17 protein-coding genes and 1 pseudogene are annotated in these 12,471 nt (G+C 69.6%); 10 read left to right on the forward strand and 8 right to left on the reverse strand.

Annotation, left to right across the window (positions count from 1 at the left end; genetic code table 11):
* Positions 1–39: 39 nt before the first annotated feature.
* Positions 40–783 (reverse strand): alpha/beta hydrolase, encoded by a 744-nt coding sequence (locus AC1DS4_RS13055; RefSeq protein WP_477613211.1) that lies wholly within the window; start codon positions 781–783, stop codon positions 40–42.
* 115 nt (positions 784–898) lie between these two features.
* Here AC1DS4_RS13055 and AC1DS4_RS13060 point away from each other — a divergent pair, with 115 nt between their 5' ends.
* From AC1DS4_RS13060 to AC1DS4_RS13075, 4 genes are all read left to right on the forward strand, one after another.
* Entirely contained in the window at positions 899–1,849 is a 951-nt protein-coding gene (locus AC1DS4_RS13060) for a lysophospholipid acyltransferase family protein (protein ID WP_477613210.1), read from the forward strand.
* A gap of 13 nt (positions 1,850–1,862) precedes the next feature.
* Complete coding sequence (macS, locus tag AC1DS4_RS13065; RefSeq protein WP_477632283.1) at positions 1,863–3,122, forward strand: MacS family sensor histidine kinase; 1,260 nt, start codon at positions 1,863–1,865, stop codon at positions 3,120–3,122.
* Positions 3,119–3,805 (forward strand): response regulator, encoded by a 687-nt coding sequence (locus tag AC1DS4_RS13070; protein ID WP_477613208.1) that lies wholly within the window; start codon positions 3,119–3,121, stop codon positions 3,803–3,805. The genes macS and AC1DS4_RS13070 overlap by 4 nt, the downstream gene beginning before the upstream one ends.
* A gap of 124 nt (positions 3,806–3,929) precedes the next feature.
* Positions 3,930–4,496 (forward strand): glycoside hydrolase family 19 protein, encoded by a 567-nt coding sequence (locus tag AC1DS4_RS13075; protein ID WP_477613207.1) that lies wholly within the window; start codon positions 3,930–3,932, stop codon positions 4,494–4,496.
* Positions 4,497–4,574: 78 nt separating this feature from the next.
* Here the strand turns inward: AC1DS4_RS13075 and arr are convergent, their stop codons facing one another.
* The 4 genes and pseudogenes from arr to AC1DS4_RS13095 form a co-directional block, all read right to left on the reverse strand.
* Entirely contained in the window at positions 4,575–5,027 is a 453-nt protein-coding gene (gene arr / locus AC1DS4_RS13080; RefSeq protein ID WP_477613434.1) for an NAD(+)--rifampin ADP-ribosyltransferase, read from the reverse strand.
* Between the two features lie 111 nt (positions 5,028–5,138).
* Positions 5,139–5,528: pseudogene (locus tag AC1DS4_RS13085) on the reverse strand (putative immunity protein); the annotation flags it as partial.
* A gap of 20 nt (positions 5,529–5,548) precedes the next feature.
* Positions 5,549–6,181: a dihydrofolate reductase family protein gene (locus AC1DS4_RS13090; RefSeq protein ID WP_477613206.1), complete on the reverse strand. Its 633-nt coding sequence runs from the start codon at positions 6,179–6,181 to the stop codon at positions 5,549–5,551.
* A 21-nt stretch (positions 6,182–6,202) separates the two neighbouring features.
* Entirely contained in the window at positions 6,203–6,649 is a 447-nt protein-coding gene (locus AC1DS4_RS13095) for a phage baseplate assembly protein V (protein WP_477613205.1), read from the reverse strand.
* A gap of 259 nt (positions 6,650–6,908) precedes the next feature.
* Here AC1DS4_RS13095 and AC1DS4_RS13100 point away from each other — a divergent pair, with 259 nt between their 5' ends.
* A complete protein-coding gene (locus tag AC1DS4_RS13100) occupies positions 6,909–7,271 on the forward strand; it encodes a YciI family protein (protein WP_477613204.1) in 363 nt (120 codons plus the stop codon).
* Positions 7,272–7,407: 136 nt separating this feature from the next.
* On the forward strand, positions 7,408–7,737 hold the full coding sequence (locus AC1DS4_RS13105; protein WP_477632282.1) for a VOC family protein: 330 nt from the start codon (positions 7,408–7,410) through the stop codon (positions 7,735–7,737).
* 35 nt (positions 7,738–7,772) lie between these two features.
* On the opposite strand, the gene AC1DS4_RS13110 is transcribed toward AC1DS4_RS13105, so the two are convergent.
* A complete protein-coding gene (locus tag AC1DS4_RS13110; RefSeq protein WP_477613202.1) occupies positions 7,773–8,288 on the reverse strand; it encodes a nitroreductase family protein in 516 nt (171 codons plus the stop codon).
* A gap of 181 nt (positions 8,289–8,469) precedes the next feature.
* Between AC1DS4_RS13110 and AC1DS4_RS13115 the strand changes: the two genes are divergently transcribed.
* Together AC1DS4_RS13115 and AC1DS4_RS13120 are read left to right on the forward strand one after the other, a co-directional pair.
* Complete coding sequence (locus AC1DS4_RS13115; protein WP_477613201.1) at positions 8,470–8,808, forward strand: DUF4760 domain-containing protein; 339 nt, start codon at positions 8,470–8,472, stop codon at positions 8,806–8,808.
* Between the two features lie 62 nt (positions 8,809–8,870).
* Positions 8,871–9,266: a nuclear transport factor 2 family protein gene (locus AC1DS4_RS13120; protein WP_477613200.1), complete on the forward strand. Its 396-nt coding sequence runs from the start codon at positions 8,871–8,873 to the stop codon at positions 9,264–9,266.
* Positions 9,267–9,306: 40 nt separating this feature from the next.
* Here AC1DS4_RS13120 and AC1DS4_RS13125 read toward each other — a convergent pair whose 3' ends face one another.
* Positions 9,307–10,545, reverse strand: a complete 1,239-nt coding sequence (locus AC1DS4_RS13125; protein WP_477613433.1) for an MFS transporter — start codon at positions 10,543–10,545, stop codon at positions 9,307–9,309.
* Between the two features lie 147 nt (positions 10,546–10,692).
* Between AC1DS4_RS13125 and AC1DS4_RS13130 the strand changes: the two genes are divergently transcribed.
* Complete coding sequence (locus tag AC1DS4_RS13130; RefSeq protein ID WP_477613199.1) at positions 10,693–11,613, forward strand: patatin-like phospholipase family protein; 921 nt, start codon at positions 10,693–10,695, stop codon at positions 11,611–11,613.
* The gene (locus AC1DS4_RS13135) at positions 11,610–11,957 is read left to right on the forward strand and encodes a hypothetical protein (protein WP_477613198.1); all 348 of its coding nucleotides are present in this window, start codon (positions 11,610–11,612) and stop codon (positions 11,955–11,957) included. Before AC1DS4_RS13130 ends, AC1DS4_RS13135 begins: the two co-directional genes overlap by 4 nt.
* Positions 11,958–12,040: 83 nt before the next feature.
* Here AC1DS4_RS13135 and AC1DS4_RS13140 read toward each other — a convergent pair whose 3' ends face one another.
* The gene (locus AC1DS4_RS13140) at positions 12,041–12,292 is read right to left on the reverse strand and encodes a hypothetical protein (RefSeq protein WP_477613197.1); all 252 of its coding nucleotides are present in this window, start codon (positions 12,290–12,292) and stop codon (positions 12,041–12,043) included.
* Positions 12,293–12,471 lie beyond the last annotated feature (179 nt).

Raw genomic sequence — 12,471 nt, forward strand, 5'->3', positions numbered from 1 at the left:
CTTGGTCTGGATCGAGCCGGATGGCTGGACGAACTCGGCCTAGCTCAGCCGCTCGATGAACTGCACCGACTCCTCAAAGATACGTGGCGCGTCGTTGTCGAGGGTAGCCACGTGGTAGCTGTCGTGGAGGAGGATCTCGGTGGAGTCTTCGCTGGAGATCCGGGCCAGGATCAGTTCCGAGCTCGACGCGGGCACGACGTGGTCCTGCGGCGAGTGCAGCAGGAGCACCGGCTGGGTCACCTCCGGCAGGTCGCGGATGACGTTCTTCCAGGCCGTGAACTGCGAGTGCGCCGCGTGCACCGGCGAGCGGTCGTAGGCCAGCTCGACCACCCCGGGCTTCTTGATGTCGCTGGCGATGGCAGCAGCGCTGGGCATGACGTGCTTGAGGAGTGGGACGAGCCGGATCCGCCAGTCCTCGAACTTCACCGCGGGGTTGACCAGGACCAGCCCCGAGACCCGCGGGCCGTGCTCTGCGGCCAGGGCGAGGGCCAGCGCCCCGCCCATCGACAGCCCGCCGACGAAGACGCGGCCACAGCGTTCGTGGAGCTCGCGGAACGTGGTGTCGACGACGGCATACCAGTCCTCCCACCTGGTGCGGTTCAGCTCCTGCCACGTCGTCCCGTGCCCGGGCAGCCGCGGAACCCGGACCGTGTAGCCGCGTTCGGCGAGGTACTCGCCCCAGGGACGCACGCCTTGTGGGGTCCCCGTGAAGCCGTGGACCAAGAGCACACCGGTGTCGGATCCATCGTGGGAGTAGGGCTCTGCGCCGGGAAGCAGGGACACGGTCACTCCTGGGGCAGGGGCAGAAACGGAGCTGGGGTGGCGCGCATTCTCGCACGGGCCGCGACGACGCCTTGAGTACCGTAGAGTTCACGGCGTCACTTCGGGAGGTGTGCTGGTGTTCTACTGGGTGCTCAAGACGGTCGTTCTTGGCCCGATCCTCAAGTTGCTCTTTCGCCCGTGGGTCGAGGGCGAGGAGAACATTCCCGACGACGGCCCAGCCATCTTCGCGAGCAACCACCTGTCGTTCTCGGACTCCATCTTCCTCCCGCTGGTCATCCCGCGCCGGATGACCTTCCTGGCCAAGTCCGACTACTTCACCGGACGAGGCCTCAAGGGCCGCCTGACCGCCGCGTTCTTCCGCGGCGTCGGTCAGCTGCCCGTGGATCGTTCCGGCGGTCGCGCGGGTGAGGCGGCCCTGCGCTCTGGCTTGAAGGTGCTGCGCCGCGACGAGCTGCTCGGCATCTATCCCGAGGGGACGCGCAGCCCCGACGGCCGGCTCTACCGTGGACGCACCGGTGTCGCCCGGATGGCCCTCGAGGGCAAGGTCAAGGTGCTCCCTGTCGCGATGATCGGCACCGACAAGGCCCAGCCGACCGGCACCAAGATCCCCAAGCTGATCCGCATCGGTGTGAAGATCGGAAAGCCGCTCGACTTCTCGCGCTACGAGGGCATGGAGGACGACCGCTTCGTCCTGCGCTCCATCACCGACGAGATCATGTACGAGCTGATGCTGCTGTCCGGCCAGGAGTACGTCGACATGTACGCCACGTCCATGAAGGACCGCATCCTCGCCGCTGCGAAGACCAAGGCGCGCGAGCTCCAGGAGGCAGCCCTGCCGGGCTCGGCCGCCAAGGAGCTCGAGGAGGCCCTCGACGCCGGGGACGACCAGACCTCGCGCAAGGGGCAGCGCCCGAGCGTCGACGACGCCGTCGGTGACATCGACGAGCGGACCGGCGCTGACGACGACCGCACCGAGGACGAGGCGGCCGCTGACCGCGACGATGTCCCGCGCGACGCCGAGTCGGTCTCGGACGAGGTGCCCCCCGGCGCCCGCGCGGCGAGCTGAGGACCCCTTCGCCGTGGCGCGGCACCTGAGCCTGTCCGCGCGCCGCGCCATCGCGGCCCCGGACTCCCAGCCCGAGGTCGTGTCTGCCTTCTGGAAGGGCATCGACGTCTTCCGGCCCATCGCCCTGGCGTATGCCGCGTACTCCCTGGCGGACCGGCCGCACGACCTCGCGCGGCCAGCCCTGGGCTGGACGGTCCTCGCGGTGCTCGGCCTCTGGACCGTCTTCCTCGTCCTCTACCGTCGCCGTCGGCTGTGGCTGGTCGTCGTCGAGTTGCTGCTCGGGGCTGCCGCGATCATGGCAACCCTGGTGGTCGACACCTCCGCGGCCATCGAGCAGGGCTCGCGCACCCTGCCGACGATCTGGCCTGCGGCCGGCGTCGTGTCGGCGGCCGTGCTGCTGGGCCGCAAGGGCGGCATACCGGCGGCGGTCTTCATCGGCATCGTCGACGTGGTCGAGGTGGGGAAACCCACGCCCAACACCGTCAACAACATCGTCCTGCTGCTCCTCATCGGCGCCCTCATCGGCTATGCCTGCGACCTCGCCCGAGAGGGGCACGCCAAGCTGCGCGAGGCGTTGGCCCTCGAGGCCCAGGTGCGCGAGCGGGAGCGGCTCGCCCGCACCGTGCACGACGGGGTCCTGCAGACCTTGGCCTTCATCAACCGACGCGGCACCCAGCTCGGCGGCGAGGCCGCGCAGCTGGGGGGCATGGCCGCCGACCAGGAACGCCTGCTGCGCGCCCTGGTGAGTGGGACCTCGTCGGCCGACACCGAAGCCACCGTGACCGGCGACCTGGACCTGCGCCAGCAGCTCGGACGGTTCGCTGGGGGACAGGTCCACCTCGTCGCGCCGGCCGACCCGGTGCTCGTGCCACCGCGCGTGGCCGGCGAGCTCGTCGCAGCCGTCGGAGCCGCTCTCGACAACGTGCGCGTGCACGCCGGGGACGGGGCCCAGGCCTGGGTCCTCGTCGAGGACGACGGCAGCGAGGTCGCCCTGACCGTGCGTGACAACGGCGTGGGTATGCCGGCTGGTCGCCTCGACGAGGCGGCCGCGGCGGGCCGGATGGGCGCTTCCTCGAGCATCCGCGGGCGGTTGACCGATCTGGGTGGGACGGCGGACTACACGGTGCGAGAGGGTGCCGGGGTGACCGTCCGGATGCGTGCCCCGAAGGATGGCGGACGCGATGCCGGACGCAGCGAGGGAATCAGCAAGCGAATCCGCAAGGGACGCGACAAGGGACGCGACAGCGGACGCGACAACCAAGGAGTGCGATGACCGACCAGCAACCCGAGCCCGCGGCGGCTGCGCCGGTGAGCGTGGTCGTCGCGGACGACCACCCGATGTGGCGGGACGCGGTCGCGCGCGACCTCGCCGAGGCGGGGATGACCGTGCTGGCCACGGCGGATGATGGACCCGCCGCGGTCAACCGGACCAAGGCGACTCGGCCCGACGTGCTCGTCCTCGACCTCAACCTGCCAGGCATGCGCGGGCACGAGGTGTGCGCGGCGCTGGGCTCGCTGGCCACCCGGGTGCTGGTGCTGTCGGCGTCCGGTGAGCAGCAGGACGTCCTCGAGGCGGTCAAGGCCGGGGCGACCGGCTATCTCGTGAAGTCCGCCTCGCGGGAGGAGATCGTGGCGGCCGTCCGGGCGACTGCCCGCGGCGAGGCCGTGTTCACGCCGGGGCTGGCCGGGTTGGTGCTGGGGGAGTTCCGCAGGATGTCGACCCAGCCGCAGGCCGATCCGTCGCGGCCGATCCCCGAGCTGACCGAACGCGAGACCGAGGTGCTCAAGCTGGTCGCGACGGGGATGTCCTACAAGGAGATCGCGTCCGACCTGTTCATCTCGCACCGCACCGTGCAGAACCACGTGCAGAACACGCTCGGGAAGCTGCAGCTGCACAACCGCATCGAACTGGTCCGGTTCGCCATCGCGAAGGGCCTGGACACCCTCGAGGCGTGAGCGTCCTCCGTCGCCCGGCTGCTGGAGCGCACCCGTGCGCCGTGGGGGTTTGTACGCCATTTGCGCGATGACGCATGTGGTTGTGCCGATGCACCCTCGGTAGCGAAGGGTAGGAGGCACTGAAGTGGGCGACATCAACCGGAAGTTCTTCTTCGACCACGTTCGGGTCGCACTGTTCGACGGACACCTCAGGCAGAGCCAGGTCGACGGGCTCGACGGCTTCCTCGACCGGTGGGAGAAGTTCCACAAGACCGACGACCTGCGCTGGCTGGCCTACATGCTGGGCACCACGCACCACGAGACCGACCACAAGATCCAACCCATCGAGGAGTACGGCAAGGGAAAGGGCCACGCCTACGGCAAGCCCGATCCGGTCACCCACCAGAGGTACTACGGTCGCGGGTTCGTCCAGATCACCCACAAGGGCAACTACCAGCGGATGGGCGACATCCTCCAGGTCGACCTGGTCCACCACCCCGAGCTCGCCCTCAACTTCGACGTCGCCCTGCGGATCATCTTCTTCGGGATGACCAACGGAACCTTCACGGGCAAGCAGCTGTCGGACTACTTCAACCCCCACAAGGCGGACTGGGTGAACGCCCGCAGGATCGTCAACGGCACCGACAAGGCCCAGTCCATCGCCACCCTGTCGCGCAGGTACTACGCAGCGATCTCCTTCACGACGCCCTGACCGTCCACACCCCTGACCGTCGACACCCCTGACCACATTGCCTGGACGCCGGGCTCACGAGGGTCAGGGCAGTCGCCGTCAGTCGTCCATCGCCTCGATCCCGAGCTCGGCCAGTTCGGCCATGCGCGCTCGCATGTGCTGGATCATCTCCGGCGCAGGACGCTCCCAGCCCGTGATCTCCTCGACCACCCGCAGGGGCTCGGTGGTCCGGTAGGACCGGGTCGGGTTTCCCGGGAAGCGCTTGTCGGTGACGTTCGGGTCGTCCTCGATCGTCCCGGTGGGCTCGACCCGGTAGACCCGGCCCGGCCCCGTGCCCCGCGCGAGCTCGGCCGCCAGTGGCGCGCCCTGGCGGGTGGCCGTCAGGTAGATGTGTCTGGACTGACGCCCCGAGCCGTAGTTCGAGCGCCAGCCGGGCGTGAGCAGCTCACCCGGGCGCAGGTCGGCTTTCGTCCCGTGGAAGAAGGGTCCGGGGTCGTCGACCACCCGCGGCGCCGGAGGGGGATCCCGCAGCAGGCTCTCGAGTCGCTTCATGAGTACCGCGACCCGGCTGCGCGCCCCAGGCACCCGCGGGTAGCGCGACAGGACGTCAAGGACGACCGGCGTGGCTCGCTTCGCGGCGGCCGTGACGGCGTACTCGGCGACCACCGGGTCATCGCCGCGTGCGAGCTCGGCCGCCCGGGCGGCGTGGGCGGCCGGCCCGAGGATGTGGCGCACCTGCCTCGCCTTCGCCAGCGGATGCAGGTATGCCGCGGCGGCGGCATCTCCTGCAGCGCTCGCCGCGTGCCGTGCGGCGTCCGTCGTCGCGTCCGCGGCTGCCCGATGGGCGTCGGCCGCGGCAGTCCGTTGGAGTCGTGACCGCGGCGCGCCCTCGGCGAAGACTCGCGCGGCCTGGACAGCTGCGGCCGGTCGGGGGTCGTCCGGACGGGACCTGAGGAAGATGACGAGTGCAGGTTCGGCGCACGCCGCGGCATACCCGGCCACCGCCCGCAGCTCGTCCATCGTCAGCTCGAAGTCGCCCGCCCCTGTCTGCATCTCCGGCCGCTTCGCAGGTCTCACCGTGTCTTGCGCGTGAACGTGAGGTGGGTAACGCCGCTGGGGGACGAGATCGCCTCGATGCCGTAGGTGTCCTCCAGGGAGTCGAGACCGTCCCAGAGACGGACGCCGCGACCGAGCACGATGGGGACCTGGACGACGTGCATGTGGTCGACGAGCCCGGCGGCGAGGAAGTCGCGGATGACGGTGGCGCCACCGCCGATCCGGACGTCCTGCCCGTCGGCTGCGTCGCGAGCACGTTCGAGCGCCTCGGCCGGGGCGACATCGAGGAAGTGGAAGGTGGTGCCGCCCTCCATCTCCATCGAGGGACGCGGCCGATGGGTGAGCACGAAGGTCGGTGTGTGGAACGGCGGGTTCGGACCCCACCAGCCCTTCCAGTCCGGGTCGTCGCGCCATCCGGGCGGGCCGAACTTGTTGGCGCCCATGATCTCGGCGCCGATGCCGGGGGTGTGGCGCTCGGCGAACGCGTTGTCGACGCCGGCGGCCCCGCTCGCGTCCCAGAACCGGGTGGCGAACATCCACTCGTGCAGGCGCTGGCCGGCGTGACCGAAGGGCGCCTCGGCGCTCTGCGGTTCGCCGGTGGCGAAGCCGTCGAGGGAGATGGAGAAGTTGTGGATCCGTGCGAGTGACATCGGCGCCTTTCCTCGGGGCGGTCAATCGGTGATGCGCTGACCCAACCAGATCGGTCGGGACGGGTCGCACGATTCGAGGGCGACCCAGACCCCGTCGCCAGGGGCAGGGACCTGGTGGGTTTCACCGAAGGGCAGGCAGGCCGCGGCCCACACACCGTCGTCTCCGCCGAGGTCCGGGACCCGGACGAACAGGCGCGCCTGCATGAGCGGGTCCGCGTTGTCGAGCACGGTCGCACGGTGGACCCCGCACGTGGCGACGGACGGTCGACGACGGGTGCCGAGATAGCTCTCGCCGGCGAGCTGCTCCGAGTGGAAGCTGAGCAGCTCCGCGACGAAGCCGAACAGCTCCAGCAGGGCCACGCCCGGATCATGGTCGGTCGTGTCCGTCCAGTCCCTCAGCCGAGTGCGCGCCCGCTCGACGAGATCCTCGAGCTGCGGCCGCTCATCGCGGCCACCATCCCCGCTCATGGGCTCAGGTGTCTGCTCATGGGCACCATTATTCGCACGTCGACCGCCACGGGCCATCACGTTGCGTTCTCCGCCAGGTCGGCGGGTCGGTTGCCGCCGCCCACCCCATTGAACGCTCACCACGGCATACCGTCGGGGTGTGGCACTTGCTCGCCCGCCGCGGGACGGTATCGGCGGGCGGTGTCGTATTCGTGGGTTGCCGTTCGTGGTGTGGGTGGAAGGTGGTCACCCGGACCACCGACAACGAAGGAGAACAGTCATGACGCACTACCTGCTGGCCGTGCACGGCCCGGCCGAGATGGACGAGTTCGGCAACTACGGCTCCAAGGAGGAGATGGAGGAGTCGTTCGCTGCGACCGGTGTCTTCAACGACAAGCTGCAGGCCGAGGGCTACTGGGTCTTCGCCGGCGGGCTCGAGCCGGTCTCGACGGCAACGGTCGTCGACGGCCAGGGAGACACACCGGTCCTGACCGACGGCCCCTACCTGGAGTCGAAGGAGGTCCTCGGTGGCTTCTGGGTGATCGACGCGCCGGACCTCGACGTGGCCCTGCGCCTTGCCGCCGAGGGGTCCAAGGCCTGCCGGGGCAAGGTCGAGGTGCGTCCGTTCGCCGGGCTCGCCTGAGCCGCTCGTTGCCGAGGCGGCACTCGCCGGATGGGTCAGGAATCGAGAAGCGTCGGATGCTCACCGACTCGTAGCCTCAACACATCGATGAGAGGCGGTCCGCAAAGGTGACCGTCCTGACCCGGAGGTGACGAAGATGAGTGCCACGATCCGCAGTCTGGTGATCCCGGTGTCCGATCTGGACGCCACCAAGGCCGTGTACACCGCGTTGCTCGGGGCACCGCACACCGACGAGCCCTACTACGTCGGGTACAACGTCGACGGCTTCGAGGTCGCCCTGAACCCGGCCGGCGCGGGTGGGGGACCGGTGGCCTTTGCCGATGTCGATGACCTCGACGCGACCCGCGCGACCCTGCTGGAGGCCGGAGCCACCGAGCGCGATGCGCCGCGTCAGGTCGCACCGGGTGCGAGGGTGTGCGTGCTCGTGGACGCGGACGGCAACCCGATCGGCCTGCGCGGGGCGTAGGAGTCGCACGGCGCGGTCACCACGCGGTCAGGCGGTCACCACCGTCCGCGGTGCACGACCTCGTCGAAGGGCCGCCGGTTGAGCTGGCGGATGACGGCCAACGGCTTGTCCGACGGATAGCCGACGGAGAGCAGGTAGGCCAGGAATCGTCCTTCGGGGAAGCCGAGGACGGACCTGGCCCGGTCCTGGTCGGAGGCGGCGGCATGGCCGGTGCCGACGCCCAGGTCGGCCGCGGCAACCGTCATCGCATACGTGGCCTGGCCGAGGTCGTACTGGAGCAGCTCGGACTGCCGGTCGTCCTGTGGTTCGGGCGCGACGATGGCGATCGCGGCCCCCGCTCCGGCGACGTGCCTGGCGCCCTGCCAGACCTTCGCCAGCTCGACCAGCTGTGCCCTGTCGGTGACGAGCACGAAGTCCCACGGCTGCCAGTTGCCCGCCGACGGGGCGCGTCGCCCAGCCTCGAGAATCCGGTCGAGCGCCTCGCCGGGTACCGGCTGATCGGTGAACTGCCGAACATTGCGGCGCGCCCGCATGGCGTCCCACGTCTCCACTGTCCCATCGTGCGCCTCGAAGGCGGGTTGTGGAAGGAAAGGGTGGGGCGTTGACCCGTCCACGACGTCCGGGGACCCGCGCCGCCGGGTCTGTGGCTCGTCCTCAGAGCGTATGGCGTGGGCCGGTGGCTCGGCGTAGCGTCGTTGTCCGAACACGTCACAGTCTGATGGGGTGGATGAGATGGCAGATCGGCAGGACGGCGTAATGCTCGTGCAGCTGGCCCAGTGGGGCTCGACCATGGGCCTCGAAGACGCCATGCAGGCCGTGTTGGCCGACGGTTTCGACCCCGAGACCGCCTCCATCGATGACGTCCTGGTGTCCCGTGTTCTCAACTGGGGCGAGACTATCGGCACGCTCACCAAGAACGGGCTGATCGACACTGACCTCGTGCTCGACTGGTGGTGGGCTGCGGGTGTCTGGACGCGCGTCGGCCCTGCTGCGCTCAGGGCGCGCGACAAGCACGGCGTTCCCCAGCTGTACGAGAACTTCGAGGCGCTGGCGGCGAAGCAGGGCAGCTGAGGTCGGCGTCACGCGAGTCCGAACCTCCGGACGACCGCGACACGCGGAAAGGGGGTGGGTCGATGGATCGGGAGACCGCTCAGGAGTGGCTCGACCGGTACGTCGACGCATGGCTGTCCTACGACCGGGACGCTGTCTCCGGGCTGTTCAGCGAGGACATCGTCTACCGCTACCACCCGTCTGACGAGCCGACGGTCGGTCGAGACCCTGTCGTCGCGTCCTGGCTCGGCGAGGGGGCCTCTGGTGGCGCCTCGACCCGCGACACGCCGGGCACCTACGAGGCGAAGTACTCTCCGGTCGCGGTGGACGGCGACATCGTGGTGGCCACCGGCACATCGTCGTACCGAGAGGTGCCGGGCGGGCCATTCGTCCGCATCTACGACAACTGCTTCGTCATCCGTTTCGACGGCGAAGGACGGTGCCGCGAGTTCACCGAGTACTACAACCGCCGTCCGTGACTGGCGCGGCCCCGAGGGCTCTGGACCGGTGGCCGGGTGGTCAGACGGGGGCCGCGGGACCCACGCCGGGCGCGGTGGGGCTCGAGGTGACCAGATCGGCTGGAGCGTTCTGGCGACGTGAGAGGAGGATCGCGGGCAACGCGAGGGCGGATATCGCGGAACCGACAACGTACGACGGTCCGTACCCCCACAGGTCGGCTGACTTGCCGAGAACCGGCTGGCCCCAGACCCCACCGCTGGAACCCATGAGGGAGTCGAACGACAGGATCGTGGCACGCTGCTTGGAGGGGATGAGGCCGTTCAGGTAGGTCTGGCGGATCGGCATCGACGCCGCAAAGAGCAGACCCCACACGCTCACCAGGGTGATGACGACCCAGAAGCTGTGCACCAGCCCCATCAGGGCGAGCGCCAGCGTCCCCAGGGCCGAGATCGCGGCCAGGGCGCTGGTCCGGCGGTGGACGAAGTGACGGAGCCGGGGGGCGAGCAGCCCTCCGAGGATCTGGGCCCCTGCGACGATCGCCGCTGCGAGACCGGCGATCTGGTACGCGTGGGGGTCGCCGTAGAGCTCCAGGAGGTACGGCTGCAGCGCGTAGAACGCGTAGATGGCGACGCCACCGGTGAAGAGCGACTCGACCATCAACCACTTGACGGCAGGCACCCGCCACCCGAGGTCCACCGAGGTCGCGACGATGTGTCGCATCTCGGCGAGGGGGCGGCCACGCGGGTCGGGTGTGAAGCCGATGTCGTGCATCACGACGGACGCGAACAGGAACATCGCGGCCAGGATCGCCGAGCGCAGGACGAACGGGACACCGACCGACGAATGCTGGGCGATGACACCCCCGCCGAGCGAGCCGACGAGCATCGCGGCTCCGCCCACCACCTGCCCGCGCCCGAACACCGACTCCACGGTGCCGGTGAAGTTGACCGCAGCCAGGGCGTCGATCAGCCAGGCCTCGACGGCGCCCGAGAAGAAGGTGAAGCCGAGTCCGAGTCCGATGGACACCAGGGCCCAGAGCCAGAACGCCGAGTGCCAGTGCCAGAGCCCCACGTAGGCCAGCGTGGCCACGCTGAGCGTGATCGTGCCGAGCAGGTAGGACGCGCGGCGACCGATCGTGTCGGCGACCACCCCGGTGGGCACCTCGAAGATCACCATGCCTGCGGTGAAGAAGGCGTTCGCCGCGAACGCCTCCAGGTTGGACAGGCCGGCGTCGAGCAGGAAGATCGTGTTGATGCCCCAGATGAGGGCCTGGGCAAGGGTGTTGCCGAGGAGCAGCATCAGGTAGGTCCGCACGACCCCGCGTGCCGTGGTGACCGGAGAGGCAGTCGACACGGAACTACCTAACCGCGTCAGGGGGTGGACGTCGATAGCCGTCGGCAGCCTCACCCGGGCAGTCGGCCTCCCGGGTGCATAGAGTGCCCGGTCATGAGCGAGCGAGCGTCGACCTCGGCGGCAGCCCTGAGCAGGGCGTTGGTCTTGGGTGGGGGCGGATCGGCAGGCAATGCGTGGCTCATCGGCGTCAGCGCCGGCCTGGTGGATGCCGGGTTGGATGTGACCGAGGCCGACCTGGTCATCGGGACGTCGGCCGGTGCGACGGCCGCGGCCCAGATCACCAGCGCGAGTCCGACCACCCTGCTTGCCGACATCGTCGGCCCTGCGGCCCCGCCGCGGACTGCTCCGGTGGCAACCAGTGGTCGACGCGTTCGCACCGGGCCGGTGGTCGACCACCTGGAGAGAACGAACCGAATCATCGCCGCCGCTGAGGACGCGGCCGACATGCGCCGCAGAATGGGTGCGGCGGCGCTCGACCTGGAGGCGGCGTCGGATGGGTCCGGGCACACGCGGTGGCGCGCCACCGTCGCCGCCCGGCTGCCCAGCCAGCAATGGCCGGAACGCAGGATGCTGATCACCGCGGTCGATGCCCACACGGGTGAACCGGTCGTGTTCGACCGCCACAGTGCGGTGCCGCTGGCGGACGCCGTCGCCGCCAGCACAGCGAGCGGCGTCGCCTACCGCATCGGCAGCGCTCGATACATCGACGGCGGTTACCGTCGCAACGAGAACGCCGATCTCGCGGCCGGCTACGGGCGGGTGCTGGTGCTTTCTCCACTCGGAGGCCGAACGCGGCACCCGCTGCTCTGGGGGATGCACCTTGCAGCGCAGGTCGACGAGCTGCGCGCGGGCGGCAGCAGGGTCGCGACGATCCTGCCGGATGGCAACTCCCTCAAGGCATTCGGCACGAATCTGATGGACCCGTCGACGCGTCCGCCCGCTGCTCGAGCCGGTTACGAGCAGGGCAGGTCCCTGGCCGAGCAGCTGATCGAGTTCCTAGACTTCGGCGGGTGAGCAGGACGCCCAGCCACCAGGGGAGATCGCTCCCCGCCCTCGCCCTCGCCCTTGCCGTTGCGGCGTTGTCGACGCTGCCAGCCGCCATCGGTTTCGGTTGGCAGGACACTCCGCTGGGCTTCGGCGAAGTGGCCTTCAGCATCGAGGACTTCGGCATCGCGGGAGCTGCCATGGGCGCCTTGGCGATGGCTGTGGCCGTGTCAGCGCTGCGCGCCAACCGGCGCGATCACGAGCCGGTGTGGGTGGCGGGATCGGCGATAGCCGTTTCCGTGGCAGCCATGGTGGCAGGCCTCGTGCTGCCCGTCAGCCTCCTGTGCTATTTCGAGAACACCGGTACCTGCTGATCCGCACCGCACGGTGACACAACGGACGTGACCCGTGCCACGAGCCATCAGCGCATCCATGGGGTATGCCGCGCTGCGCCGCCTCAGCGTGCGAGGTCGGCGCTGCCCCGAGGCACCCGGTGCCGTCCCTGCTCGGGGCGCGGTTGCGGCGGGGCCGTGCGTCCCGACGTGAGCGGCGAGGGCAGGAGGGCGCCGACGGTGAGCCCCGCGAGACCGGCCAGGTACTCGTCCACCTGCTGGCCACTGACGGACAGGTAGATCACCGCGCCCAGGCTCGAGAGGGCTGCTACCACCATCGCCAGGCTCGAGACCCGGGACGTGAATTCGTCACGCATGACGATCCTCCAACCTCGGCTGGGCAGGTTACCCAACCTCTTGTCCTCAAAGAGGGGTCAGGCGCGCTGTTGATACCGAAGCGACGGCGTTATGTGTGGGGCCGCGGGGCCAGGGACAGCTGACGTCATTCTCGTGCAATTGCCGGAGTTGGGTCGCGTCGAATGGTCCTATCGTTCGA

It is taken from the genome of Pedococcus sp. P3_C7 (assembly GCF_056402615.1).